Consider the following 25,268-nt stretch of genomic DNA (forward strand, 5'->3'; position numbering starts at 1 on the left):
CGCGCGTGACCACCAAAACGGTCATCGACCGCTGTTTCACTGCTGTTCGGGCACGGTTGAAGCAAAACCGACGAGGCCCGCGTCGCGGGCCCCGGGATGAAAACGGTTACGGCGCCGAACCATCACGCGCGGACAACAGGCCGATGCGGCGGAACCACATCTCCAGTGGCACGGTCACCAGCGGCGGCACCGCCGCGACCAGCGCCACCAGCATCGCCCACAGCGGCCAGCGCAGTTTGATCCAGGCGTACAGGCAGATGGCGACGTAGAAGAGGAAGGCAATGCCATGCAGCGGCCCGAAGATGCGCACGCCCAGGTCGGTGAGTTCCAGGCCACGCTTGAGCAGCATGCCGACCAACAACCCTGCCCAGGTGACGCCTTCGATCAATGCGGCGGCGGCGAACAGCTTTCCTGCAGGGTACATCGGCTTGACGGGCATTGCGGCTCCTGGAACACGTGGGGAGACGCGATTGTAGGTGGCCGGGCGCTGCCGGATAAGGGGCGTGCCGGCGCCCGGCGCGCGCTCAGATCCAGCCACGCCGCCTGAACCATGCCAGCGGCACAACGATGCTCAGCAGCACCACGCCCAAGGCGATCGCGTAACCGTAATGCCAGTGCAGCTCCGGCATCGCGGCGAAGTTCATGCCCCACACGCCAACCAGCACCGTCGGCGGGATGCCCACCACCGAGGCCACCGCCATCACCTTCATCACTTCGTTCTGGTCCATGTTGATCAGGCCCAGCACGCTGTCGAGCAGGAATTCGTTGCGGTCCCCCAGCTGCTGCTCGAACTCGCTCAGCGAGGTCAGGTCCTTGAGCACCAGCTTGATCCGCTTGGGCGCCTCGGCACCGAACCACTCCGGCGCCGACTCATCCAGGTAATTCACCATCCGCAACAGCCCGTGCAGGGTGTTGTGCATGGCACTGATGCGCCGCCCCATCACCCCCACCTCGTGCAGCATGCCCTCCAGCCGGTGCGAGGCGCGGCGCCCCTTGGGGTGGTTGAAGGCCTGCCGCGAGAACTCGCTCATCGTGCTCTCCAGCGATTCCAGCTGGTCGGCCAGGTGGTCGACGATGTGCTCGATCACGCGCAGGAACAGGTCCGCCGCGCCCACGCAGGGGTGCTTGTCCAGGTCGGCCTCCAGGCCGTCGAGTACGTCCAGCGTGTGCTCGCGCTGCACCACCAGTGCATGCGGGGCGACCACGAAGCCCAGCGGCGCGACCACGTGGTCCACCGCGTACTGGAAGCGCGGCAGGTTCAGCACCAGCGCCTCGCCCTCGCGCCGGACCCGGCTGCTGAACTCGATCTCGCTGATGCCGGCCCGGTCCGGGATGGCGAACCCCACCTGCCGGGAGGCCTGGTCCAGTTCCTCCGGCGTGGGCTGGCACAGGTCCACCCACAGCGCCGGTGGCGTGGCGGACGGGGTGATGGGACGGCAATGCAGCATCGACGGCACCTGCAACGGGAAACCATGCCCGCATGGTCCATCCAATGCCTGCGCCAGGTAAAGCACCCCGCGCGCGTGGCGGTTGCGCGGCACCGGCTTCATCACGCAAGCTCTGCGCTCCCTTCGGCCAACACTCCACCCATGCAAGACAACATCATCCAGATCATTCCCGCCAACGGCTGGGTCGCGGTATTCGAGGAAAACGGCGATGAAAGCGCGCAGTCGCTGGTCTGCTTCGCCGTCGTGGAAGAAGCCGGCAAGCGTGCGGTGCGGCCGATGGTGGCCAACGGCAAGCTGATCAGCCTGGCCGACACCCTGCCCCACTTCGCCCGTGTCGAAGAGCTCGATGCCTTCGAAGACGAGGAAGATGAGGAGGAAGACGAGGAAGAAGAAGAGGACGAGGAAGAAGACGAAGGCTGAGCCCTTCGCCCCCGCGTCTCCGATGGCCCGGCCTGCCCTGCGCAGCCGGGCTTTCTTTTTGCCTGTCATCACCGGGTCACGCCCGTGCTCGATGCTCGTCGGTTGCTTCCGGACCGCCTCGCACGCCATGAAGATCCGCACCCCGCTGCTGACCCTGCTCGCCGTCGGCATCAGCTTCACCGCCCTGGCCGCGCCTTCCACGACACCGCCGGTGCTGCCCGTGGCACACCACGGCGGGCAATGGGAGTCCGGCCACGTGCAGGGCATCGCCGTGGACCGCGCCAACGGCTACATCTACTACTCTTTCACCAACCTGCTGGCGCGCTATGACTTCAAGGGCAACCTGGTGGGGACGCTGGCCGGCTGGACCGGCCACCTGGGCGACCTGGACTTCAACCCCGCCGATGGCAAGGTCTACGGATCGCTGGAGTACAAGAAGGACAACGCCTTCTACATCGCGATGATCGACGTATCGCGCATTGACCGGGTGGGCATCCGCGCCTCGGAGAGCGACATCCTGCGCACCGTCCACCTGCCGGAGGTGGTGGCGGACTACACCGCCGACGTCAACGGCGATGGGCGCTTCGAAGGCGATGACGGCAGGTACCGCGGCAGGGAGGCCGAATCACCCGACCACCGCTATGGCTGCTCGGGCATCGATGGCGTCTCGTTCGGCCCCCGCTTCGGCCGGACCGACGGACCGCGACTGCTCACCGTCGCCTACGGCATCTACGGCAACACCGCGCGCACCGACAACGATCACCAGGTGCTGCTGCAGTACGACACCGCGCAATGGGATGCACTCGCGCGCCCGCTCACCGAAGCGGCGCCGCACCACAGCGGCCCGGCCACCGTCGACGGCAAGTACTTCGTGCGCACCGGCAATACCCGCTATGGCGTGCAGAACCTGGCGTATGACGACCACGGCCAGCGCTGGTTGATGGGTGTTTATGCCGGCAACAAGCCACAGTTCCCGAACTACCTGATGTTCGCGGTCGATGCACGCAGCGCCCCGGTCCGGGCCGACCTGCGCGGCGTCGCCGGCCAACGCGCCGGGCAGTGGCAGAAGGGCCTGTTGTTGCCGCTGGCCGACATGGGCCTGCACGACACGACCAGCGGCGTGCGGGGCTGGAACCAGAAGAGCGACGTCGGCCTGCAGCCACTGGGGGACGGCCTGTTCTACCTGGCCACGGACGCGCGCATCGATGGAAAGCAGAGCGCGGATCTGCGCCTGATGCGCTGGACTGGCGACGCACACCAACCGTTCGCACCCATCGACGCTGACCTCCGGTAGGAGCGGCCCGTGCCGCGACGCGCGCGGCATGCGTGCCCGCGCGTGCGCCTGCCATTGCAGGAACGTGGGCAATCGATGCACTTCATCCACCGTCGGCTTCGCCGCCGAGGCCGCTCCTGCCGTTGTTGTCGGTGCGGAAATGGCCTTGGGCTGCTGGAAATTCGGCATCAGCGATCACACGCAACAAAAAGCACTTTCATACCGCGCCGACTGCGGCGGTGAAACGTAAAGGTTCTGTAATTGTCCGGACGTAACCTTCGCGCCGCTTGCACGGCGGACGCTCAGCTGTGTGCGGTACTCCCACACTTCTCCGGATGGAAACATGTTCGAACTCAGGAAGTCGGCGCTGGTCAGCGCCATCATGGCTGCGCTCAGCGTTTGCCCGGTTGCGCATGCACAGCAGTCGGCCGAGGCCATCGTGCAGGACGTGGGCACCGGCAGCCTGCGTGGCCGCGTGCTCAACACCGCCACCGGCGATTACGTGCGAAACGCCGAAGTGCGCATCGAGGGCAGCCGCAGCGTCACCTACTCGCAGGAAGGCGGGCACTTCCAGCTGACCGGCATTCCGGCCGGCGAGGTCACGGTGCTGGTCAGGTACACCGGCCTGCAGGAATCGCGCAGCACGGTGCGTATCGAGGCCGGCAAGGCCAACGCGCTGGAGGTGGCGTTGCAGGCACCGTCGTACGCCGCCGGCAGCGCTGCGGCGACCGACCTGGACATGATCAAGGTCACCGCCTCGCGTGACGGCCAGGCCAGCGCCATCATGGAACGCCGCGCCGCGATGAACGCCAAGAACGTGGTCGCCGCCGACAACTACGGCGCGCTGACCATGGGTGACGTCGGTGAATTCATGAAATCCATGCCGGGCCTGTCGCTGGATTACACCGAAGTGGACGCCACCGCCGTGCGCATCGGCGGCCTGGACCCCAAGTACTCCACCTTCACCACCGATGGCGCGCGCATGGCCACGGCCACCTCGAACAACAACTCGGGCCGGCAGAACTCGTTCGAGCAGATGTCCATCACCGGCATCGAGTCGATCGAGTTGAACAACACGCTCACCGCATCGATGGACGCCGACGCACCGGGCGGCAACATCAACCTGCGCAGCAAGTACGCCTTCCAGCGCACCAAGCGCGACATCGTGTTCCAGCTGGGCGCGGTGGGTACCTCCGACTCCACCTGGTCGGGCAAGTACTTCCCGGATGACAGGAAGCACTCCACGATCTACCCGTCCGGCCAGTTCGGCTTCGGCGACGTGTTCATGGATGGCCGCCTGGGCGTGGAGTTCAACACCAGCTACAACGCCAACTACGTGCAGCAGGACCGCATCCAGACCGACTACGCCTACAAGGCCGACGGCAGCGCGATGCCGTACCGCGTGATGTGGCGCCCGGGCCCGAAGATGACCAGCCGCACCGCGGCCAACCTCAGCCTGGACTACCAGATCACCGATGACCTGGTCGCCTCGCTGCGCAGCACCTATTCGATGTATGACGTGGAGTACTTCAACCAGTACACCTACCTGATCTTCGGCACCCCGACCAAGTCCGAGGCCGCGTCCGGCTCCACGCCCAACCACATCGTGGTCAACCCGAACGGCACCAACACCCGCCTGCATACGCAGTACTCGCATCGCTATGCGGGCACGCCGGCCTACCTGGTCGCGCCCAAGCTGGAGTACAAGGGCGAGGACTGGGAAGTGGTGCTGCGTGGCAGCTATTCCGGTGCCGAGTTCAACTTCCGCGACAACAGCAAGGGCTTCTTCCAGCGCACCGACAGCTGGCTGACCGGGATCGGCTTCACCCTGGACCGTCCGTCGGAGAGCTCGCACGAATGGATCCTCAACCAGACCGCCGGACGCCCATGGGGTGACCCGGAGAGTTTCAACCGCGACGCCGACATCGGCTACAACATCCGCACCGCCGAATCGGACGCGCTCAACGACCAGCATGGCGTCAACCTCGACCTCAAGCGCCACCTCACCTTCTACGACAACCCGCTCACCCTGATGGGCGGGTTGGGCACGCGCAGCAATGACTGGCGCACCAACGAAGGCGCCTACAAACAGTACAAGTACATCGGCCCGAACGGCAGCCAGACCGACCCGGCGTCGCAGATCCCGTGGACCGGTGACTACGACTTTGCCATCATCGGTACCGGCGCGGGCAACATGAACCAGCAGGGCTGGCGCGCGGACAGCAACTACGCGATGTACGACATCTTCAAGGAGCACCCGGAGTACTTCGCCCCGGACGTGGTCGGCAACCTCAAGCGCGAGCTGGACAACAACAAGCGCATCCGGGAAGAGGTGAACGCGGCCTACCTCGAGGCCGAGACCCGCATCGGCGACGCGCGCATCGACCTGGGCCTGCGCTACGAGCAGACCCGCACCGCCGCGCGCATCGCCGACGTGCGCCCGCTCAGCGAGGTCAAGGCCGCCGGCCTGGATCCCAACACGGTCGAAGGCCTGATGTTCCAGTACAACAACGGCCGCTACACCATCCGCCGCGGCAAGTACGACGACTTCTTCCTCAGCGGTGGCGTCAAGTACGACTTCACCGACAAGCTGGTCGGCCAGGTCTCCTTCAGCCAGTCGATCCTGCGCCCGGACTACGGCAACCTCGGCGGCGTGGTCTCGGTCAACGACGACACGATGATCGTCACCGTGCCCAACGCGCAGCTCAAGCCCGAGCATTCCACCAAGTACTACGCCAGCCTGCAGTACTACCTGGAGCCGTCGGGCATGCTCGGCCTGTCCTACTACAAGCTGGACATGAAGGACATGCAGGTCACCGGCATCACGGTGGACCCGCAGGACGTCGGCTTCAATCCCGGCGACTACGAGGGCTACACCTTCCGCAGTGCGCAGAACCTGCCGGGCACGAGCACCAACGAAGGCATGGTGCTGGAGTACAACCAGCAGCTGACCTTCCTGCCGGGCGCCCTCAAGGGCCTGAGCCTGTACGGCTCGCTGACCCACGTGAACCCGGACGGCCCGCGCCAGAACCTGCCCAAGGAGGCGGCCAACTGGGGCGTGCGCTACAACTACGGCCGCTTCGATTTCCAGATCAACGGCAACTACCAGTCCAGCCACCGCGTCAGCGCGCTGAGCAACACGCCGACCACCGCCAACAACGGCATCCTGTACCGTGCCTCGCGCGAGCTGTGGAACATCAGCGCCACCTACAAGCTCACCGACAACATCGACGTGATGCTGGCCGGCCGCAACATCTTCAACGAGCCGGAAGTGATCTATTCCAACGTGGCCAGCCGCGTGCAGATGTACACGGTCTACGGCTCGATGTGGAACTTCGGCATCCGCGGCCGCTTCTGAGCCCGCCGCCCCCTGCACTCCGTCCTTCCTCGCCTGCGGGGAAGGGCCGGGGCAGGCATCGGCATCCATGTCCTTTCCGCTTCCTCCAGCGCCCACCAGGAACCTTCGCAATGACCCTCACCATCGACCGTCGTCGCCTCATCATCGGCGCCGGCCTGGGCCTGGGCGCCCTGCTGCTGCCGGGTGGCAAGCTGCTCGCCACCGAGGTGATGAATGCCAAGGGGTTCACCCACAACGTGGCCAGCGGCGAGCCGGGACCCGATTCCATGCTGCTGTGGACGCGCTACGTCCCTGCGGGCAACACGGACGAGGTCCGCCTGCAGGCGGAGATGGCCCTGGACCAGGCGTTCACCCGCGTCGTCGGGGGCGCCATGGTGCGCACCGGCGCCTATCGCGACTGGACCGCCAAGCTCACCATCGATGGGCTGCAGCCCGGCACCACCTATTACTACCGGTTCATCGCGCCGGACGGCAGCCACTCGCCGGTGGGCCGCACCCGCACCCTGCCGGTCGGGGACGTCGCCAGCTTCAGGCTGGGCCTGTTCTCCTGCTCCAACCTGCCGATGGGCTGGTTCAACGCGTATGCACACGCAGCCCAGCGCCAGGACATGGACCTGTGGCTGCACGTGGGCGACTACATCTACGAGTACGGCATCGCGTCCTACAAGCCGCATGACCGCATCGCCGAACGCCGGGTGCTGCCCGCGCACGACCATGAAATGGTCTCGTTGCTCGACTATCGCATGCGCTTGGCGTGCTACCGCGCCGACCCCGACCTGCAGAAGCTGCACCAGATGGCGCCGATGGTGGCGGTATGGGACGACCACGAGATCACCAACGACAGCTGGGAGGGCGGCGCAGGGAACCATCAACCGGCTACCGAAGGCGACTGGAGCATGCGCAAGGCCGCCGGCATGCAGGCCTATCGCGAATGGCTGCCGATTTCAGACGAGCCGTGGAAGGCCTATCCCATCGGCGCGCTTGCCACCTTGTACCGCACCGAATCGCGCCTGCTCGGGCGCACCCGCCAGGCCGACATCGAAAGCGCCTTCGCGGCCGGCAGCCAGGCTGCGCTGGAAGCCTTCCGCGATGGTCCATGGCAGGACCCGTCGGCCACCATGCTCGGCCTGCAGCAGGAAAGCTGGCTGTACCGTGCGCTTGGCCAGAACGCGAGCCAGAGCATCTGGCAACTGGTCGGCATGGGCACCATCCTCGGTCGCACCGTGATGCCTGCCAAAACCGTGGACTGGCTGCGCCCGGATGCCAGCGCACGCACCGTGCAGGCGTTCACCGACTACGTGCGCGCGGCGCGGCTCGGCCTGCCGATGTGGATGGACCGCTGGGACGGTTACCCCGCCGCACGCTCGCGCCTGCTGCGTGCAGCCCAGCAGGCGGACGCCAACCTGGTGATGCTGTCCGGCGACAGTCACAACGCCTGGGCCTACTCGCTGCAGGAGGACGACCGCCCCGCGGGCATCGAGTTCGCCGTGCAGGCCGTCACCTCGGGCGGCATCGAAGGCAGCGTGGTCGTGGATCCGCGTGACGTCGCCCGCATCTTCATCGAAAGCAATCCGGAGCTGGACTGGTGCGATACCTCGCGGCGCGGCTACGCGATGATCGACATCCGTCCGCAACGCATCACCGGCGAGTGGGTGTTCATGCAGGACATCAAGACGCGGGGCCTCGACGTGTCTGGCACCCACCGCATGAGCGCCGAGCGCGATCGCAGACGGTTCTCGGCATAGTCGCGCTGAAACGGCGTCGGTCGCGAAGCCGGTCGATCCTCCGTACGCACCCAGCCCGGCAACCGGTATCGGCTTCGCGCCCGAAGACACTCCTGCGACGAGGAGTCACCGGTGATGGGATGCGTGGTGCGCACGGCCGGAGCCGGAGCGCTTGCCGCCGCCATCGTGCTTGTTCACCGTCGCCCAGGCGATGCGTTCGGCATCCTTCTTCGAACGCCCCTCCTTGCGCTCGCTTTGTTCGATGTGCTCGGCCTGCCGCTTCTGCTTGTCGGTATAGGCACTCTTGTCACCACGGGTCATGGTCGCTGCTCCTGCAGGCACGGTGGTGGCCTGCCGGTGTCCAGACTGCGCAGCCGTCCGTAATCGGCATGTGCAGGTACCGTTTCATGTGTGCATTCAACACCACCGGAGCGCACGGCGTTCAGCGCCGGCCCATCAACTTGAATGGCCGGCGCTCACCTTCTGCTTGCACAACCGGTGCAGTCCATTAACCCGAGCGGGCGCAGGATGTGATCGGGTCCTTGCAGGGCCCGCGTTCATCCCCACAAGGCCGGAGGTACGTCCATGAAACGTCACCCGAGCGGGTTGTTGATCCTCGCCGTGGCAGCCGTCCCCACCTGTGCGCCGGTGGCCACCGCCACGCAGACGATGCAGGAAGGCCCGCCACCGCAGATGGCTCCTGCAACCGAGAAACCACCCAGCGATGCCTGGATCACCACCAAGGTGAAGGCGGCGCTGGTCACCGCCGCCGATGTGCCAGGCATGGATATCCGCGTGGAAACCCAGCGCGGCACGGTCATGCTCAGTGGCCACGTTCCCACGCAGGAGCAGGCCGACCGCGCGGTCGTCACCGCACGCCGGATTGATGGCGTGCAGAGCGTGGACAGCAGTGCGCTGATCATTGGTGACGCGAGCGCTGGCCACTGACGCAGTCCCCTCGGCGCATCTGGCCGCTCATCGCGGCAACCGCCCGGCAGCGATCGCTTCCTGCCGGGCGGCTTCCTGCCGCCGCCGTCGCGGTCAGCTGCCCAGTTCAATGCGGGCCACGCTTTCCTCACCGCCATTGGGATCACCCTCGCCATTCTTGATGCTCACGTACAACACGTTGTTGCGTGCATCCAGCGCCAGGCTGTTCGGATGGGTCGGCACGGACCAGCTGCCCACCGGGCGATAGCTGTCGCTGTCATAGGCGGTGACCGTCCCGGCTTCCCGGTTGGTTACGTACAGGCGCTTGCGCGCTGCATCAAGCAGGATGCCGAGCGGACCGGCATCGGTCGGGATGCTCGCCAACTCCCGCCCGGTACGGCGGTCCAGCACCAGCACACGCTGGCCGGGGTGGCGCGAGACGAAGCCATCGATGCTCTTGCCCTGGTAGGCGCGGATCATCTCCAGCCCCTGGTCGGTGACGAACAGGCGCTCACTGCCGGGGTCCAGGGCAATGTTCATCGGTTGCTCGGCGCTGATCCTGAAGCGTTGCTCGACCTTGCCGCTGTCGGTGCCGACGGTGACCACCTCACCGCGCAGGTTCGAGGTGTACACGCGCTTTCCGGCTGCATCCAGGGCCAGCCCCGGGGCCTTGGCGTTACCCAGCCCGGCAATGGTCTCCAGCAGCGTCAGCGATTGCGTGTCGACCACGAACAGCACGCTGCCTTCCTGCGAATGCCCGGTGACATACAGGCGATGGTTGGGCGCATCGACCACCAGCTCGCGCAGGTCGTGGCTGTAACGGGGCTTGCCGTCACTGCCGGTTACCTTCTCCATCAGCTGCACGGTGCCGATGGCCATGCCCTGCGCGGTGTCGACCACGGTCACCGAGGTGTCCACGGTGTTGCCGACGTACAGGCGGTGGTTACTGTCGTCCAGCACCAGGCCGAAAGCCTTGCGCTCCAGCGGGATGCGGGCCTGCACGGCGAGCGTGCGCGGGTCCAGGCGCAGTACCTGTGCCGGCCCGGCATCGTCACCGAAGCCGCCGGAGGAGGCAACGAACAGCGCCTGTTGCGAAGGGCTGTAGGCCAGCTCGTACAGGCCCTTGGCCACGGCCTGGCGCTGCACGCCGGCAGGCGCGCCATCGGCATCGGCCGACGCATTGCCGGTGGCCATTGCCAACGGCGCAGCCAACGCGAAGGAAACCGCCAGCGCGAGGGCGGCGGAACGGAAGAGGAAATGAGAGTGCATGCGAGCGTCCTTTGGTCGGGCACGAAGGGTGTCCTGGCTCGCTGGGCCGTCCTCGGACGGCAGGTCCCGCTGCATGAAGCGTGGGTGGCTTGCTGGTGCCGGCATGGTAGGGAAAAGCGAAGGCCGAGTCGAGCATCCGCCTTCGCAGCCGTTGCCGCCTATTGTGCGCTGGCCGTCGCTCCGCCGAGATGGCGTGCGAGGAAGGCCAGCAGGCGCTGGTAGTACGCACGGCGATGCGGCTGCGTGTAGAAGCCGTGCCCCTCGTTCGGGTAGTAGAGCGTCTCCACCGGCACGCCGGCACGCTTGAGCGCCTTCTCCATGCGTTCGGTATGTTCCACCGGTGCACGCTCATCCCTGCCGCCGGCCGCAAGGAAGACCGGCACCTTGATCTGTTCGGCGAGGCGGCTGGGCGAGCGAGCCGCCAGCGTATTGCGCTCGCCCAGCCATTCGGCGGCCCACGTACGCCCGGAACGGCTGCGCGAGGATGCATCGCTGTGCATCAACTCCAGGTCATAGACGCCGACATACCCCACCGCACACCGGTACAGCTCCGGGTCGCGTACAGCGCCCATCAACGCAGCGTATCCCCCGTAGCTTGCGCCGTAGATGCAGATCCGATCAGCCTGGGCGATGCCCTGTGCAACGGCCCAGCGGGTGGCATCGGCCAGGTCATCCTGCATGCGTCCGCCCCACTCGCGCACGCCCGCATCGGTAAAGGCACGGCCATAGTTGCCCGAGCCTCGGTAGTTCACGCGCAGCACTGCATACCCGGCGGCCGCCAGCAGCTGCGTATCGTCATCGAACTCCCAGCCGTCAAACACACCATAAGGTCCGCCGTGCGGCAGCAACACCATCGGCTTCGCCCCCGCCACCGCGCCCCTGGGCTCGGTGAGGTACCCATGCAGCGTCATGCCGTCGCGTGCCTTGAAACTCACATACCGTGTGGCCGGCATCTGGTCCGGGATGAACCACTCGCGGCGACTGAAGATCCGGTTGGCCTTGCGCTCCTGCGTATCGAACAGGAAGTAGTCGCCGTTGTTGCGGTCGCTCCACACGTACAGCAGCACCAGCCGGCCATCGGCAGTGGCCGAGGTCAAGCGGATCGCATCGCCACTGAAAGACTTCTCCAGGCTGCGGTACAACCGTGCCGCGCGCCCGTTCTCGTCGAAGAAGCGGTTGTCGACCCGTTCGCGCATGTACGACGCGCCCACCGGCGTGCGGCCGTCGAGGTCATACAGGATCCGGTACGGGTCCACGACTGCATCGCGCAACAGTTCCACTTCCTCACCCGTGGCCGGGTTCCAGGAAACAATCTCGTCCGGGCCGGCCTTGCGCTCCACCTGCAGGTAGGCCAGCGTGCCGTCGGCGCTGAAACCCAATGGGTAGCGCCGGTGCCCGCTGCTGCCCTCGTCATTGATCAGCCGCCATTCCTGCCCGCGCGCGTCGCGGTAGTACAGCTTGGACACGTTGTCGGTGTTGGCACCCACCGCGAATCGCACCTCGCCGGAAGCGTCTGTCTTGAAGTCCGCACGCCGCACCGGCACATCCGCGATGCGGGCCCGGTGCCGGTTGTAGATATCGATCTTCTCGATGCGGATGAATGGATCGCTCGCCACCGGCATCGCCGATACCAGCACATTGCGCGCATCGTCTGCCAATGGGTCCAGCATGTATACCGATTGATCGAAGGTGGACTTGTATTCAGAGACGATCCCCGCCCTCTCGTTGACCCCGTAAGGGCTGGCCAGCAGCATGCTCTGCTTGCCGTCCACGTTCACTGCGTACAGCTCGCCAATGGCCACCGGAGTATCACGCGAGCCCTGCCGGCGTGCCATGGAGATGACCACGCGCTCGTTGTTCGCCCACCAGAAGTCATCCACCACCGAGTTGGCGTCCCCGGAGATGCGCGCGGTGAAGGCGTTGTCGGAACGGCGCAGGATCAGCAGCGCGGTGCGATCCTCCAGCGGCGCGGTCACCGCGTAATGCAAGCCGTCGGGCGAGATCTTCACCCCCTGGTACATGTCCTGCCTGACGAACGGCTCCACGTCCAGGGTTGCCGCACCGGCAACTGGCATACCTGCCATCAGCACGAACAACACGCGCATCCATAACCGCATATCGAACCTTCCGTTCGCTGCCCCAGCCCCCCGCTGGCGAAGCGAGCATGGCGAAAAATGCCAGCAGCGTCGAGTGCCGTCGACCGGCGCCCCGCCTCAGCGTGGGCGCAGCCTTTCGCATTCCCTCGCCGCGGCGTACTGCGTGTAGTCCTGCAGCCGGGCACGCATCGACGGCAAGCCATCCAGCCGCGCATGGAGATGGGCATCAACCGGCACGAGCGCACGCAGCGTGCGGCTGACCGACAACGACCAGTTCTGCCTGTCCGGCGCTTCCATCGGCGCGTAGTCGCCAGCGACCCACGGCACCAACATGGCGTGCTGTGCGGTCGAGTGCCAACGCTGCTCGCGGCCCTGGCGGTGGAGGATGCGCAGCTGGACGTAGGGATCGTCATCGGTCCAGCGCATCCCGGTGCCGTAGTAGGCATCCACCTCATCCCGCACGCTGCGACCGCGCAACCGGCTGCGCGCCAATGCACGCAGCTCATCGGCATCGCAGGCCAGTGGCGGCCAGGTGGTCCAGAACGTAGCGGGAATGAGCTCGCTGCGCCGCACTCCGCCTGCGATCTCGCGCATGGCACGTTCGCGTAGCCACGGGCGTTCCTGCAAGGCAGCCAGCAGTTGCGCCACTGCCGTCGACCTCACCGGCCACTCCCCGGCACGGACGCCGCCAGCGGTGCTCTCATAGTGCCCCTGAAGGCGGAATCCACCACCTCCCCGGACCGGAACAAGAACGAACGTCTCATTGATGACGCCCCAGCCAGTGTGTTCGTACCTGATCTCGATACGGTCGATATCGGCAACATCCGCCATCGGCAATGGCGGCTCCGTGCAGGAGCATCCCCCCAACAGCAGCACTCCCAGGACAAGCCAACAAGCACGCATCCGACGTCCTCCCTAGATGCAGCCATTCAAGCATCATCCGCGCCATCATCGCCACGCGCACCCAACTGCGGGCGTCGCGTGCCACAATCCAAGGACTCCAAGGGGATGGGATGGGCGGATGACTCTCAGGCACATGGCCATGCTGGCCGTTCTGTTCGGCTGTGTTTCCGGTACGGCCGTCGCCGCGCCCGCAGCGGATGTGTTCTACCGGCAGCGCGTCGCCGAGGCCCTGGCCATCGCCGCCGACGAACCCGGCAGTCGCGCCGATGCGCTGCTGGACCGGCTGCTGGCCGACCCGGACTATGCCGGCCTGCCACCGGCCGAGCGCAACCGTCTGCTGTCACGCGCGGCGCTGGTTGCCTGGCAGAACGACCGCCTGGACGTCGCCTCGCAGCGGTATGCGGAGCTGGCCCGGCTGGACAGCGACAACCCCGATGATTGGTACCGCATGACCGGCGTGGCGATGCAGAAGGACGACATGGACGGCGCCGCCGAGGCCATGACCGAATTCGCCGCACGCTGGCCGGAATATCTGGACAACACCCGCCCCGAACTGCTGTTCATGCTGGCCACCCACGGCGATACCCGCAGCCCGGCACGCATCGGCTTCCAGCAGGCCCTGTTCGATGCCAACTGGAAGGGCGGCAGCTCCAACACCCCGGGCGCCATCTGGTTCCGGCTGGCGCGCGCACGCCTGGAGCAGGGCGACACGGAGGCCGCGCGTGCCGTGGTCCAGCGCATCCAGGAGCCGGAGTTCCTGATCTCGATGCGCGCGGACAAGCGTTTCGACCCGGTGTTCAACCGCGACCGCCCGCGCTTCGACGTCGCCCTGGCGGTCGATCGCCAGATCGCCCTGCTGCGCACCCGCACCCAGGTATTCCCCGACCGCCTGGAGCCGCTGCTGCACCTGAGCAGTGCCCTGTTGCTGGCCGGCCGCAACGAGGACGCCATCGCGCTGTCCGACGCCGCCGTCGCCCGGATCGCCGCCGCCAGCACCGACAAGCCGGCCTTCAGCGACATGGACCAGCAGGTCTGGCTGATGAACAACAAGGCCATCGCACTGCGCCGGATGGGACGCACCGAGGAAGCCATCGCTGAAATGCGTCGCGCCAGCCAGCTCAGCGAGAATGGCGAGGAGAACATCAGCCAGGTGTTGAACCTGGGCGAGTTCGAATGCGCCAACGGCAATGCCGCCGAAGCCATCCGCGTCGTCGCCGCCGCGCCGCTGGCCAACCTGAGCAACTATGGCAAGGCGGTGGCGGCCCATGTGCGCCACTGCGCCGCCCTGCAGCAGGACGACAGCCGCCAGCAGAAGAAGGCGCTGAAGGAACTGCACGCGCTGCGCGATGATGCGCCCATGCCGTATCTGGACGCGTTGATCCAGGTCGAGCCGGAGCAGGCCCTGGCCTTCATGCGGCAGCTGCTGGCCCGGCCGGACAGGCGCAACGACGTGCTGGACTGGGCCCAGGACTGCCTGCAGTCACCGCTGCTGCCCGGCGAGCAGGTTCCCCAGCAGCGGCAGGACGCGTTCCTCGCCCGCGCCGATGTGCGGGCCGCCATCGAAAGCGTCGGCCGGATCGAGCGCTACCCGCTGTACTGCCGGCAGTCGCGCTGACCGGCATGGCAGCGTAACCGTCGCGAACTACCGCGCTGCGCTGGCTCCCCGCCGCAGCGCCAGGTTGTAGAAGCTCGAGTACACCGTGGTCACCGACAGCGGCACCGCGATGGTTCGCGCGATTTCCGGCGTACCGGCCAGCCAATGCAGGGTGGTCAGCAGGACCAGCGATACCGTCATCGCCACCACCGGCGGCAGCCACCCGCCCACGCTGCCCGGCAGGCGCACCGACATGGCCTCGATCATCCGCTTCAGGAACAACGTGATCAGCGCCGACAGGGTGCCCTGCACCACGCCGGCGATCAGTGGGCGTGGCATCGGATGCGCACTGTTGGCGAACACCGCCCAACCGCCCATGCCCAGGAACGCCACCGCCATGTGTACCGCGCTGCTGCGCATCGCCGCTGTCGCCTGCTTCATTGCCTGCCGCTCTCCTTGAGGGCGCGCGCCGCGCGGCGCCGCTCCGTTGTCATGGGTCCAACCCCAGGAACACCCGCATCCGCGCCAGCTCATCCTCCAGCCCGCGCCGGAACGCGGCGTCACGCGGTGCCCGCCCCGCCACGTAGCCCAGCTGCGCCTGCAGCTTGCCGTCAGCCACGCCGAGGTTGCCCCAGCCGATCACCTGCTCGCCCCACAGCAACGGCAGGGCGTAGTAACCGAGCTTGCGCTTGGCCGGTGGGGTGTAGGCCTCGAAGCGATACGCCCATCCCCAGAACTGTTCGAAGCGGCGCCGGTCCCAGACCACCGGATCGAACGGCGTCAGCAGCCGCACCGCGTCATCGGGCTTCCAGCGCGCCGAGGCCGGGTTCTCGCCCTCGGGCCAGAACCAGTCCACGCCCTCCACGCGTACCGTGCCAAGACGCTGCCGTGCACGCTTCAGCGCATCGGCACGCAGCCCCTGCCATTGCGGCACGCCGCTGCGCAGGTGGCCCAGCAGTTGGCCCAGGCTGGCCGCCGGCAGCGGTGCGTACTTGCCCACGATGATGTCGAGCAGCGCGTCCAGCCGGGCTTGTGCAACCTCCGCCGTCACCGGCGTCGCATCGCCCTGGCGCAGCGCATACACGCGGGTTCCGCCGTCGCGCCGTGCCACCCGCAGCAATCCGCGGTAATGCATGCCGTCCAGCAGCTCGGTGCTGGCATTGGACGAGCCGCCAAACCAGTTGGTGGTCTTGCCGTGGGCGAACTGCGCATCGACCTCGCGCGGATGCACCACGCCACGTTCGGCGATGAACTCGCGCACCGCATGCGCCTGTTTCCAGCGCGCCGGCGTCCACACCACCCGCGCCTGGCGCGGATGCATCAAGGCATGGTGCGCGCGCGGCAGGAAGCCGTAATTGACGAAGAAATCCTCTTCCAGCGCCAGCCGCGGATAGCGGCGCTCCAGCTCACCGGCACGATAGCCGGTGACGCGGTGGCGCAGGGTCAGGTCCTGTGCACGCGCCGGCGCCCGGATCGGATCGGCCTGGACAAAGCCAAGCTTGCCGATCGCCCGCATCAGCGTGGTCGGCGTGAAAAGCGAGCGGGCGATGGCGTACCGGCGAAGATGGTCGAGGGTGGGCTGCATGGGGGAATGATGCACGCATTCCCCCTGCCCCACACAGTGCCGCCGGGCTCAGCGCTGGCCGCTAGCCGCGCGGCAGTAGTATTCGGCCAATGCGAAGCTCAAGGGATGCTGCGCGGTGAGCCCCCATTCCGCTTCCAGCGCGCCGGTACGGAACCGCACCACGCGGTCGGCCACCCCACGCGCCTCCAGCAGGCCGGGGAGTTTGGCGCCGAGCGCGCTGGCATCCAGCGCCTCGTCGCTCACGATGCACAGCCCCACGCCGGCAGCCAGTGGCGCTTCCTGCAACATCTCCTCAAGGTCTTCGATGCTGCCCTTGTCGTTGTCGATGGAATCCACCTCGGCCCCTTCCTCGGCCAACCGGTACTGCAGCTGGTCGGCATTGAGGAACAGCGTCATCAACGACGGCGCCGGACGGGGCGGCGCGTCGCACTTCTTCGGCCACGGCGCGGTCTGAACCGGGCTGAGGCTGCCGTCGGAAGCGACCTGGCGCACCGCAATCCCGCATCGCATGGCATCGAAGTCGCGGATCATGTCGCCCTCGTAGTCCACGCCCGCCTCGGGAACGAAGCTGACCTGCACCCCGCGTCCGCGCCCGCAGCTCAACCCGGCGCCGCTGGCGATCTGCGCCTGCAGCGCCACCGGCTGTCCCGGCACCAGCACGAACTCGGTGTAGTAAGGGTTGGCCATCAATCGGTTGCGGTCTTCCAGCGTGCGCGTGGTATCGCTCTGCGGGATGCCAATGGAGGTATTGGGCTGGCGCTTGCCGACCAGTGCCTTGAAGCCGAGCGACACCGCACCCGAACCCTCGATTTCCTCCTCGTAGGCATCCTCGCAGTGGGCGTTGGTGAACATGGTCAGGCCAACGCCGTTCTGCCCGAACAGGCGGATGCGGGCCGGGCGCTCGATGCTCGCGGGCGCAACCGGCGACGCGTGCGCCTGTGCGGCCGATGCATCGATGAAGGAAACGCTGGCCAGGGCCAGCAACAGGGCGCGGGGGGACATGGGTACGAACTCCATTTCGAAAGGCGGATCGCCGGAAGGGGAAAGGGCGGCGCACGATAGCGCATCGCCGGAGACAGCATCGGCCGCGCGGACGGGAAATTGAGCCCTTTCCCTCAGCCCACCCCCTCTCCCCGCATGCGGGAGAGGGGCCGGAGCCGGCCGCTCCTGCAGGCTGGCACGTTTCCTGCCCCTGCAAGTCCCAGTCCCCTGACCCGTCGCGGGGCACTAGTCCGCAGCGTTTCGGATTGAATCCAGCAGCAGCTGGCACTGACCATTTCCGTGCGGCATGAGCCGCTTCTGGAGTTCGTTCCATGGAAAGGATCCGATCCACATTCGCTGGCCTGCTCTTCGCCGCCACCGTGCTGCTCACCCCCACTCCCGCGATCGCCGGCGGGGTGGTCGAATGCAACCGCTGCCCGTCCACCGTCAATGCTGCCATTTCCAAAGGGCCGGGTATTACCGTGGTCGTCGACTTCGAAAGCGCCAAGCTGACCGCCTACGATGTCGAGTACGACAAGGAGTTCAAGCGTTGGCGCACCCTCCGTGTCACCGTTCCAGCGAAGATCTCGGCGGCGTTCTACCGGATTCTTGAAGCGGCGGCTGCGGCCCCTTCTTCCCAACCGACCAATGGTTACCCAGGCTTCGGTGGTCCCGCGCCGGCAGATGAGGCAGCACGTGGGCGCTCCAAGGATTCGAAGGGCGGGCTGGTTGTCACGGCCCACCCGGATGACCCCCAGTTCTCCAACCCCACGGGCATCCGCTTTCCGGATGCCTACAAGAACTTCAGCGCCAGTGACATCGTCATGTCCGCCACGTCACGGACTCGGTTCGGCAGGGAAATCGCCCTGGACCTCGCCGGTGCAAACACCACCAGCGCGGCCTGGAACTCGGTTGCACTCACCCTGCAGGAGCTGGCGCTTTCCTGGGGCTCCCTGCGCGGTGCCGGGTCCATCATCGTGATGGTCAATTGGCGCGACGGCTCACGGACCGTCTACCGGGTCACCGTGGACAACGTGGGAGAGGCGAAGTACGTGACTGGCGAGAGTCGCGACGGTCTCGGCAACAAGTTTCCGGACGCAACCATCGCCACCCGCGATACCGCACCGGAGTACGCAGGCAACTACTACTTCGGCGAAGGCCGGGAGGGCTCAAGAAATCTGGAACGCTGGATCGAATCCGCCCGTCTCTACGGTGTCCCGATTGGAGGCTCCGCCGCGGGACGCAACCGGATGTCGTGCAGCTGGAATGGCGAGACGATCAACTGCAGCATCCGATGACGTCCCGCTTCACTTGCCTGTAGGGGCTTCCGCCCAGTTGGCTGCGGGCATGAACGTGTCGGCCACCCTCTGCGGGCCAGGCGGGATGGACTGGAGGCATTCCCCTGCCCCCGCGCATTCGGGCTCCGGTCATCCATGCATGGCGCCCCTCTCCCTGCATGCGGGAGAGGGGCGTCGCCGCACGTCCCCTCCCCTTGCCGGCCCGACGCGCTACCCTGTCGCCCCTGCACCGCCACGCCCGCCCCGCTTTGCCATGACCACCTCCCCTCACCGCGTCCAAGGCCTCAACAACGACGAGGTGCCGGCCGACTGGCCTGCGATCAGCGCCGGCGAGATCACATGGCTGGCGACGCGCTTCCCGCAGCTGGAAGCCACGGCAACGCTGATCTGGCACAGCCCACGCCCGATGTCCGCTGCGGCCATCGCGCAAGGCGTCAATGGCAGGGTCTTCATCAAGCGCCACCATCACCGCGTCCGCACCGCCGCCACGCTGGCCGAGGAGCACCGCTTCATCGCACACCTGGCCCGGGCAGGTGTCCCCGTGGTTGACGTGCTGGCGGACCGCAGCGGAGCCACCGCCCTTGCGCACGAAGGCTGGACCTACGAGCTGCATGCCGTTGGCAAGGGGGACGACCTGTACCGCGATGCGCCGTCATGGACGCCGCTTACCGACCTCGCCCAGGCACGCGAGGCCGGTCGCATGCTGGCCACGCTGCACCACGCAGCGGAGAGCTACACCGCGCCACAGCGCGACACCCACATCCTGGTCGCCCGCGATGACCTGATCCGCAGCCCAGACCCCATCGCGCTGCTGGCACGCGACGCCTCCACGCGCCCGGCCCTGCACGACTACCTGTCCCGGCGCCCATGGCTGCAGGAGCTGCAGCAGGATGTGCTGCCCTGGCACAACGGCCTGGCCGCGCGCCTGCAGGCCGAGCCACGCCTGTGGACACACAACGATTGGCATGTCTCCAACCTGCTGTGGCGGCGCGAGGGCGAGGCGACGCGGATCGCCAGCGTGCTCGACTTCGGGTTGGCCTCGCCGACCAGCGCGCTGTTCGACCTGGCCACCGCCATCGAGCGCAATGCCATCGCCTGGCTGGAACTGGAGCGCGGCATGGCTGCCGTGCATGTGGATACCGCACTGGCCCTGCTCGACGGCTACCGGCAGGTGCGCCCGCTCCCGGCCGCCCAGGTACACCTGCTGGCCGATCTGCTGCCCATCGTGCATCTGGACTTCGCACTGTCCGAAGTGGAGTACTTCCACGGCATCACCGGCTCCACCGCCAATGCCGACATCGCCTACTACGACTTCCTGCTCGGCCATGCCCGTTGGTTCGGCAGCGCCGACGGCCAGGCCCTGCTGTCCGCCCTGCACGCCGCTGCCTGAATACCAACGGGGCGCAAATCCGTACCGTTTGTGGTCAAATACGCGCCTGAAGCGGGGGTGCCTGGTTTTCGCAGGCTGAGAGAGTCCCTTGGAACCTGATCCGGTTTGCACCGGCGTAGGGAGCTTTGAGCAGCAGGCACACCGCCTCCATGGCCGGTTGCGCGTGCGCGCCTTCGCTTCGTCTCCCCCACCGGCTGATGACGAAACGAATGAACCGCTGCTACCGAATCTCGCTGTTGAGCGCTGCCCTGAGCGCGGCCCTGCCGCTGTACGCCAGCAACCTCGAAACCGCCGCCGAGCGCTCGCCCACCGAGCTGGCCGCGGTGCGCGTGCAGGCCGAGCAGCCGCATGCCGGGAACACCCAGTCCAACAGCTTCGGCGCCGGTGACTGGAAGAACACCCCGGCGTCGATCACCGTGCTGGACCGCGAGCTGCTCGACAGCCGCCACGTGCGCACGCTGTCCGAGCTGGCCTACAACGATGCGTCGCTGGGCGACGCCTACGCACCGGTCGGCTATTACCAGAACATCGCCATCCGCGGCTTCGCGCTGGATACGGCCACCGGCTACCGCTTCAACGGCCTGAGCATGGCCGGCGAGCAGCGACTGGCGCTGGAGAACGTGCAGCAGGTGGAAATCCTCAAGGGCGAGGCCGGCCTGGCGGCTGGCGTGATCGCCCCCGGCGGCGTCATCAACTACGTGGGCAAGCGCCCGGCCGAAGTACGCACCGTCACCCTCGGCACCGATTCGGAAGGCAGCCGCTATGCCGCGGTCGACGTCGGCCATTGGGTGACGCCGCGCATCGGCCTGCGCTTCAACGCCGCGTGGGATGACAGCAACTCCTATGTCGACAATGCCGACGGCCGCCGCAACTTCTACGCACTGGCCACCGACTGGCTGATCGGCGAGCGCGGCAAGCTGGAAGTGGATGCCAACTACCAGACCAGCGCGCAGCGCTCGGCGTCGGGCTACCAGCTGCTGGGCGCCACCGCGTTGCCGCGCAACGTGGATCGCAAGAAGATGCTCGGCCACCAGGCATGGCAGGCGCCGGTCGGCATCGACAGCACCAACCTCACCGCGCTGCACACCTTCGACTTCAACGAGGCCTGGCAGTCACGCGTGTCGGCCAGCTACAGCCGCTCGGTCATCGACGACAACGTCGCCTTCGCCTACGGCTGCTACTACGCCGCCGAATGCGCCGACGGCAGCGTGCCGGGCAACTACTTCGCGCCCAACGGCGACTACGATATCTACGACTACCGCAGCCCGGACGACACCCGCCGCAACCGCCAGCTGCGTGCCGAGCTGCGTGGCCAGTTCAGCACCGGCAACGTCGCGCACCAGCTGACCGTGGGCGCGGACTACTTCGACCGCACCGTGGACAAGCGTCGCAACGTCAACGAGTACGTGGGCACCGCCAACATCCACGACAGGGACGTGCCGCAATTCGCACCCTCGCCGCTGCAGCCGGGCCCGTCGGTGCGCCGCCTGGACAGCACGCAGAAGTCGCTGTTTGTGCTAGACCGCGTGAGCTTCGCCGACGATTGGCAGCTGCTGGCCGGTGGCCGCTTCGTGCGCCTGGACGAGCGCGCCTTCGACAAGCGCGGCAACCTGGAACGCAGCAGCCGGCTGTCGCGCTTCCTGCCGCAGACCGCGCTGATCTGGAGCGCCAACGACGACCTCAACCTCTACGCCAGCTATGCGCAGGGCATTTCGCTCGGCCAGGAGGCGCCGTTCTGGACCACCAATGAAGGCACCTTCCTGCCGGCGGTGCGCTCGCGCCAGGTCGAGGTCGGCGCCAAGTACACCCCGTCGGATGCGCTGACGCTGAGCGCGGCGCTGTTCCGCATCAACCAGCCGTTCCAGTACGCCAAGCCCGACGACAGCGACTACGGCTATACCTTCGTGCAGGAAGGCCAACAGACCCACACCGGGCTGGAACTGAGCGCACAGGGCCACCTCACCGAACGCCTACAGCTCACCGCCAGCGCCACCGCGCTGCGCGCACGCGCCCGCAACAGCGGCACGCCTGCCTACGAAGGCCACCCGCTGATCAACGTGCCGAGCAGCCGCGCCAGCCTGCATGCCGACTACGCCCTGCCCTTCGCCGAAGGGCTGGGCATCACCGGCGGCTGGCGCTATGCCTCCTCCAACGTCGCCACCGCCGACGGCCGCGTGCGCGCACCGAGCTACAGCGTGGTGGACGCCGGCCTGCGCTTCCAGCACCGGCTGCACGATCACGCGGTGAACTGGAACCTGTCGGTGGACAACGTGTTCAACCGCTTCTACTGGCGCGACACCGGCAGCAGCTCCGGTGACTACTACCTGTTCCCGGGAGCACCGCGGCAGGCGCGCCTGTCGGTGACCATCGCGCTATGAACCCGGCGATCCTGGAATGGTCGGCGGTCGCGGCCAGCATCCTCGGTGTGTGGCTGATGGCGCAGCGGCGGATGCTGGCCTGGCCGGTGGGGCTGGTGTCGGTGGGCCTGTACGCGCTGGTGTTCATCGAAGCCCGGCTGTACTCGGACACGCTGCTGCAGGGCGCGTTCGCCGCCTTCCTGCTGTACGGCTGGCTCAACTGGCGCAGACAGACGCAGGCCGAAGGCCGCATCGTCATCGCGCCCTTGGCCACCGGCCAGTGGACGCGCGACCTGGGCATCGGCATCGCCTTCGGCCTTGCCTTGGGCGCGGCCATGCACAGCTGGACCAAAGCCGCCCTGCCGTGGTTGGACGCCATGCTCGCCGCACTCAGCCTGGTCGCGCAGTGGTGGCAGGCGCGCCGCCACACCGCCGCCTGGTGGCTATGGATCGTGGTGGACGTGGTTTACGTCGGCATGTACGCGGTGAAGTCGCTGCATGCCACGGCGGGCCTGTACCTGGTGTTCGTCGGACTGGCGGCGATGGGCCTGCGCGCGTGGAAGAAGGCCGGCGCGCAGGACCGTATGCAACGACCGGCCTCGCCGGCCGCCTGACCCCGGCGCGCGACGCACGGACGACCGTGCCGGTTCCCTCCCCTTCGGCGGGAATCGGCCAGGCCACACGTCCTCCCGCGCGGCCGGGCCTGCGCCTCAGGTGAGCGCCACGTCCGCTTCCGCCTTCATCGGCGCGCTTCCTGGCGGGGCATCCACCACCGGCAACGCCCACTCCACGCGATTGCGCCCGGCGCGCTTGCCGCGATAGAGCGCGGCATCGGCGTCCTGCATGGCGCGCTCCAGCGAGGCCTCGTCGCCAAAGCAGTGCGACACGCCCACCGTCACCGTGCAGCGCAGCCCCGCGTAACGGGGGCCTTGCAGCATCACCTTGTCCTGGATGGCCCCGCGCACCCGCTCGGCCACGCGCCGTGCCGCCGCATCGTCGGCGCCCATGCAGATGGCGGCGAACTCCTCGCCCCCCAGCCGGCACACCAGGTCGTCCTTGCGCACCGCGCCACGCAGCGCATCCGCCACGCCACACAGCACCGCGTCGCCCACATGGTGGCCGTAGTTGTCGTTGATGCGCTTGAAGTGGTCGACATCGACCAGCAACAGGCGAGCCCGGGCATTGGGCCGCCGGAACCAGGCGTCCAAAGCCTCGGTCAGGCCGCGACGGTTGAGCAGCTGGGTCAGCGGATCACGCGCGGCCATGCCACGGAGCGCATCGGTCAGGCGGCGCAACACCAGCCACACGATCGACGGCGGCAGGATGGTCGCCAGCGAGCACATATAGACATAGAAGACCATCTGGAACGGGCCATCCATGCTCAGCGCCGCCAGCCCGCCGCTGAGCAGCTTGATGAGCTTGATGACATTGAGCACGCAGATGCCACTGATCAGCAACGCGAACAGCAGCACCTCACCGCGCAGGTCGCGCGCGAACGTGCGCACGCCGTGCAACAGCACCGCCACCATGCCGACGAAGCACAGCGCACAGGTCGCCGCGAGCAGCGCATAGCGCGCCACCGAACCCCACGCCGCATCCACCAGCACCTGCACCACGGCATAGCCCATGCCAATACCGACCGATGGCCACAGCAGGGGCACGGCGCGGCCAAAGAAGCGCGCTCCCCCCACGCAATACGCCAGCAGCGAGCAGAGCGTGAGCGAATGGTTGACCACGCTCATCCAGCTCCAACCCGCCGGCCCCTCCAGCAGCTGCAGCACATAGGCCATGCCCAGCGTGAGGTTGCCCACCGCAAACGCGTCCATGCCCATCTTCTCGCCATGCAGACGCCGACTGATGAGCAGGAACATCACCGTGAAGCTCAGCAGGTAGACACACAGCATGCCTACGAGAAGGGTGGCGATCATGGGGTGGTCGAGGTTGAAAAGCGCAGGTGCAGAACATCGCGGATGGCCGCCAGCCTGGGCAGCGGAATCCGGAGCGGAGAAATCACGTGGCGCGTATCGTACCCAATCGCACCGTTAAACCGGCCCTCTCCGTAATGGAACATCGGCAACGCGAGAGATGGACCTGACTCTTACGATCATCCCGGTTGATGCAAGCACCCGAGTATCGTCGGATGCTTTCGCACACGTAGTGGTCCGGCCTCAAGCCGGCACATACTCAACCTACCCAGCCGGAATACATCTCCCTCAAGTACCGCGAGCAGCGGACGTCCCATCGGCCGCGCGCTTCCAAGAAGAGTGCTGCGACTTCCATTGTTGATCCAATGAGAGGATGCAACTCAGCATCCTCCTTTCCAACATCGCGCAATCCTACGAACTCATGAAATGCATGGTCCAAGTCGTTGGGCCCGTCGCCGTACTGATTCCAATGCCAGCGGTGCAGCCCTGGCAGCAGCACTTGCTCGGGCACGAACACCTCCCCGGGATCCAAACAAGACCGAATCGTCGCCTCCAACGCCCCGACATTGCCCAACAGCAAAGCGACGCCATGGGTCTTCCAATTCCCTGCATCGCGATACATGTACTCCAGCACCGAGTAACTCACGCTCTCTCTCATCCCATCAGCCACGAGAACAACCAGCAGCGAGCCTGACCTGGACGCGTCCCACGCATTGAGAT

21 protein-coding genes and 1 riboswitch are annotated in these 25,268 nt (G+C 66.9%); of the genes, 10 read left to right on the forward strand and 11 right to left on the reverse strand.

Annotated features, from left to right (window positions below):
• Window positions 1–106: 106 nt before the first annotated feature.
• Window positions 107–424, reverse strand: coding sequence for a DUF3817 domain-containing protein (locus tag ATCM_RS13925; RefSeq protein ID WP_132866186.1), 318 nt, complete (start codon window positions 422–424; stop codon window positions 107–109).
• A gap of 100 nt (window positions 425–524) precedes the next feature.
• Window positions 525–1,448 (reverse strand): CorA family divalent cation transporter, encoded by a 924-nt coding sequence (locus ATCM_RS13930; protein WP_132866187.1) that lies wholly within the window; start codon window positions 1,446–1,448, stop codon window positions 525–527.
• A gap of 141 nt (window positions 1,449–1,589) precedes the next feature.
• On the opposite strand from ATCM_RS13930, the gene ATCM_RS19270 reads away from it, so the two are divergent.
• From ATCM_RS19270 to ATCM_RS13950, 4 genes are all read left to right on the forward strand, one after another.
• A complete protein-coding gene (locus tag ATCM_RS19270) occupies window positions 1,590–1,868 on the forward strand; it encodes a hypothetical protein (RefSeq protein ID WP_132865087.1) in 279 nt (92 codons plus the stop codon).
• 127 nt (window positions 1,869–1,995) lie between these two features.
• Complete coding sequence (locus ATCM_RS13940; protein WP_243694022.1) at window positions 1,996–3,162, forward strand: hypothetical protein; 1,167 nt, start codon at window positions 1,996–1,998, stop codon at window positions 3,160–3,162.
• A 322-nt stretch (window positions 3,163–3,484) separates the two neighbouring features.
• Complete coding sequence (locus tag ATCM_RS13945; protein WP_132865088.1) at window positions 3,485–6,499, forward strand: TonB-dependent receptor; 3,015 nt, start codon at window positions 3,485–3,487, stop codon at window positions 6,497–6,499.
• 110 nt (window positions 6,500–6,609) lie between these two features.
• Entirely contained in the window at window positions 6,610–8,244 is a 1,635-nt protein-coding gene (locus ATCM_RS13950; RefSeq protein ID WP_132865089.1) for an alkaline phosphatase D family protein, read from the forward strand.
• A gap of 105 nt (window positions 8,245–8,349) precedes the next feature.
• Here the strand turns inward: ATCM_RS13950 and ATCM_RS13955 are convergent, their stop codons facing one another.
• Window positions 8,350–8,544 (reverse strand): hypothetical protein, encoded by a 195-nt coding sequence (locus ATCM_RS13955; RefSeq protein WP_132865090.1) that lies wholly within the window; start codon window positions 8,542–8,544, stop codon window positions 8,350–8,352.
• Window positions 8,545–8,808: 264 nt separating this feature from the next.
• On the opposite strand from ATCM_RS13955, the gene ATCM_RS13960 reads away from it, so the two are divergent.
• Window positions 8,809–9,171: a BON domain-containing protein gene (locus tag ATCM_RS13960; protein ID WP_132865091.1), complete on the forward strand. Its 363-nt coding sequence runs from the start codon at window positions 8,809–8,811 to the stop codon at window positions 9,169–9,171.
• A gap of 93 nt (window positions 9,172–9,264) precedes the next feature.
• Here ATCM_RS13960 and ATCM_RS13965 read toward each other — a convergent pair whose 3' ends face one another.
• From ATCM_RS13965 to ATCM_RS13975, 3 genes are all read right to left on the reverse strand, one after another.
• Window positions 9,265–10,419 carry a YncE family protein gene (locus ATCM_RS13965; RefSeq protein ID WP_132865092.1) on the reverse strand — a complete coding sequence of 385 codons (1,155 nt, stop codon included), beginning with the start codon at window positions 10,417–10,419 and terminating at the stop codon, window positions 9,265–9,267.
• 158 nt (window positions 10,420–10,577) lie between these two features.
• Window positions 10,578–12,536, reverse strand: coding sequence for a S9 family peptidase (locus ATCM_RS13970; RefSeq protein ID WP_132865093.1), 1,959 nt, complete (start codon window positions 12,534–12,536; stop codon window positions 10,578–10,580).
• 96 nt (window positions 12,537–12,632) lie between these two features.
• Complete coding sequence (locus ATCM_RS13975) at window positions 12,633–13,178, reverse strand: hypothetical protein (RefSeq protein ID WP_132865094.1); 546 nt, start codon at window positions 13,176–13,178, stop codon at window positions 12,633–12,635.
• A 358-nt stretch (window positions 13,179–13,536) separates the two neighbouring features.
• Here ATCM_RS13975 and ATCM_RS13980 point away from each other — a divergent pair, with 358 nt between their 5' ends.
• Complete coding sequence (locus tag ATCM_RS13980; protein WP_132865095.1) at window positions 13,537–15,033, forward strand: hypothetical protein; 1,497 nt, start codon at window positions 13,537–13,539, stop codon at window positions 15,031–15,033.
• Between the two features lie 27 nt (window positions 15,034–15,060).
• Here the strand turns inward: ATCM_RS13980 and ATCM_RS13985 are convergent, their stop codons facing one another.
• From ATCM_RS13985 to ATCM_RS13995, 3 genes are read right to left on the reverse strand one after another with little or no spacing between them, the layout of a single operon-like run.
• Window positions 15,061–15,453 (reverse strand): hypothetical protein, encoded by a 393-nt coding sequence (locus tag ATCM_RS13985; protein ID WP_132865096.1) that lies wholly within the window; start codon window positions 15,451–15,453, stop codon window positions 15,061–15,063.
• A 49-nt stretch (window positions 15,454–15,502) separates the two neighbouring features.
• Window positions 15,503–16,597 carry a crosslink repair DNA glycosylase YcaQ family protein gene (locus ATCM_RS13990; RefSeq protein WP_132865097.1) on the reverse strand — a complete coding sequence of 365 codons (1,095 nt, stop codon included), beginning with the start codon at window positions 16,595–16,597 and terminating at the stop codon, window positions 15,503–15,505.
• Between the two features lie 48 nt (window positions 16,598–16,645).
• Window positions 16,646–17,599, reverse strand: coding sequence for a hypothetical protein (locus ATCM_RS13995; protein WP_132865098.1), 954 nt, complete (start codon window positions 17,597–17,599; stop codon window positions 16,646–16,648).
• A 311-nt stretch (window positions 17,600–17,910) separates the two neighbouring features.
• Between ATCM_RS13995 and ATCM_RS14000 the strand changes: the two genes are divergently transcribed.
• The 4 genes from ATCM_RS14000 (at window position 17,911) to pnuC (ending at window position 23,237) form a co-directional block, all read left to right on the forward strand.
• A complete protein-coding gene (locus ATCM_RS14000; protein ID WP_132865099.1) occupies window positions 17,911–18,876 on the forward strand; it encodes a hypothetical protein in 966 nt (321 codons plus the stop codon).
• A gap of 253 nt (window positions 18,877–19,129) precedes the next feature.
• Window positions 19,130–20,266, forward strand: a complete 1,137-nt coding sequence (locus tag ATCM_RS14005) for a phosphotransferase (protein ID WP_132865100.1) — start codon at window positions 19,130–19,132, stop codon at window positions 20,264–20,266.
• 43 nt (window positions 20,267–20,309) lie between these two features.
• Window positions 20,310–20,405, forward strand: a riboswitch (TPP riboswitch).
• A gap of 70 nt (window positions 20,406–20,475) precedes the next feature.
• A complete protein-coding gene (locus ATCM_RS14010) occupies window positions 20,476–22,644 on the forward strand; it encodes a TonB-dependent siderophore receptor (RefSeq protein WP_132865101.1) in 2,169 nt (722 codons plus the stop codon).
• The gene (pnuC, locus tag ATCM_RS14015) at window positions 22,641–23,237 is read left to right on the forward strand and encodes a nicotinamide riboside transporter PnuC (protein ID WP_207911815.1); all 597 of its coding nucleotides are present in this window, start codon (window positions 22,641–22,643) and stop codon (window positions 23,235–23,237) included. Before ATCM_RS14010 ends, pnuC begins: the two co-directional genes overlap by 4 nt.
• A 96-nt stretch (window positions 23,238–23,333) precedes the next feature.
• On the opposite strand, the gene ATCM_RS14020 is transcribed toward pnuC, so the two are convergent.
• On the reverse strand, window positions 23,334–24,551 hold the full coding sequence (locus ATCM_RS14020; RefSeq protein WP_165931184.1) for a GGDEF domain-containing protein: 1,218 nt from the start codon (window positions 24,549–24,551) through the stop codon (window positions 23,334–23,336).
• A gap of 256 nt (window positions 24,552–24,807) precedes the next feature.
• The gene (locus ATCM_RS14025) at window positions 24,808–25,194 is read right to left on the reverse strand and encodes a hypothetical protein (protein WP_132865102.1); all 387 of its coding nucleotides are present in this window, start codon (window positions 25,192–25,194) and stop codon (window positions 24,808–24,810) included.
• Between the last annotated feature and the right edge of the window lie 74 nt (window positions 25,195–25,268).

It is taken from the genome of Stenotrophomonas sp. ATCM1_4 (assembly GCF_004348115.1).
In the GTDB taxonomy this organism is placed as follows: domain Bacteria; phylum Pseudomonadota; class Gammaproteobacteria; order Xanthomonadales; family Xanthomonadaceae; genus Stenotrophomonas; species Stenotrophomonas capsici.

Coding starts and splice junctions, on each gene's coding strand:
- ATCM_RS13980 (WP_132865095.1), top strand. CDS start 13,537: ATGACTCTCAGGCACATGGCCATGCTGGCCGTTCTGTTCGGCTGTGTT.
- ATCM_RS13995 (WP_132865098.1), bottom strand. CDS start 17,599: ATGTCCCCCCGCGCCCTGTTGCTGGCCCTGGCCAGCGTTTCCTTCATC.
- ATCM_RS13970 (WP_132865093.1), bottom strand. CDS start 12,536: ATGCGGTTATGGATGCGCGTGTTGTTCGTGCTGATGGCAGGTATGCCA.
- ATCM_RS13925 (WP_132866186.1), bottom strand. CDS start 424: ATGTACCCTGCAGGAAAGCTGTTCGCCGCCGCCGCATTGATCGAAGGC.
- ATCM_RS14020 (WP_165931184.1), bottom strand. CDS start 24,551: ATGATCGCCACCCTTCTCGTAGGCATGCTGTGTGTCTACCTGCTGAGC.
- ATCM_RS13950 (WP_132865089.1), top strand. CDS start 6,610: ATGACCCTCACCATCGACCGTCGTCGCCTCATCATCGGCGCCGGCCTG.
- pnuC (WP_207911815.1), top strand. CDS start 22,641: ATGAACCCGGCGATCCTGGAATGGTCGGCGGTCGCGGCCAGCATCCTC.
- ATCM_RS13965 (WP_132865092.1), bottom strand. CDS start 10,419: ATGCACTCTCATTTCCTCTTCCGTTCCGCCGCCCTCGCGCTGGCGGTT.
- ATCM_RS13955 (WP_132865090.1), bottom strand. CDS start 8,544: ATGACCCGTGGTGACAAGAGTGCCTATACCGACAAGCAGAAGCGGCAG.
- ATCM_RS13960 (WP_132865091.1), top strand. CDS start 8,809: ATGAAACGTCACCCGAGCGGGTTGTTGATCCTCGCCGTGGCAGCCGTC.
- ATCM_RS13985 (WP_132865096.1), bottom strand. CDS start 15,453: ATGAAGCAGGCGACAGCGGCGATGCGCAGCAGCGCGGTACACATGGCG.
- ATCM_RS19270 (WP_132865087.1), top strand. CDS start 1,590: ATGCAAGACAACATCATCCAGATCATTCCCGCCAACGGCTGGGTCGCG.
- ATCM_RS14005 (WP_132865100.1), top strand. CDS start 19,130: ATGACCACCTCCCCTCACCGCGTCCAAGGCCTCAACAACGACGAGGTG.
- ATCM_RS14000 (WP_132865099.1), top strand. CDS start 17,911: ATGGAAAGGATCCGATCCACATTCGCTGGCCTGCTCTTCGCCGCCACC.
- ATCM_RS13945 (WP_132865088.1), top strand. CDS start 3,485: ATGTTCGAACTCAGGAAGTCGGCGCTGGTCAGCGCCATCATGGCTGCG.
- ATCM_RS14010 (WP_132865101.1), top strand. CDS start 20,476: ATGAACCGCTGCTACCGAATCTCGCTGTTGAGCGCTGCCCTGAGCGCG.
- ATCM_RS13930 (WP_132866187.1), bottom strand. CDS start 1,448: ATGCTGCATTGCCGTCCCATCACCCCGTCCGCCACGCCACCGGCGCTG.
- ATCM_RS13990 (WP_132865097.1), bottom strand. CDS start 16,597: ATGCAGCCCACCCTCGACCATCTTCGCCGGTACGCCATCGCCCGCTCG.
- ATCM_RS13940 (WP_243694022.1), top strand. CDS start 1,996: ATGAAGATCCGCACCCCGCTGCTGACCCTGCTCGCCGTCGGCATCAGC.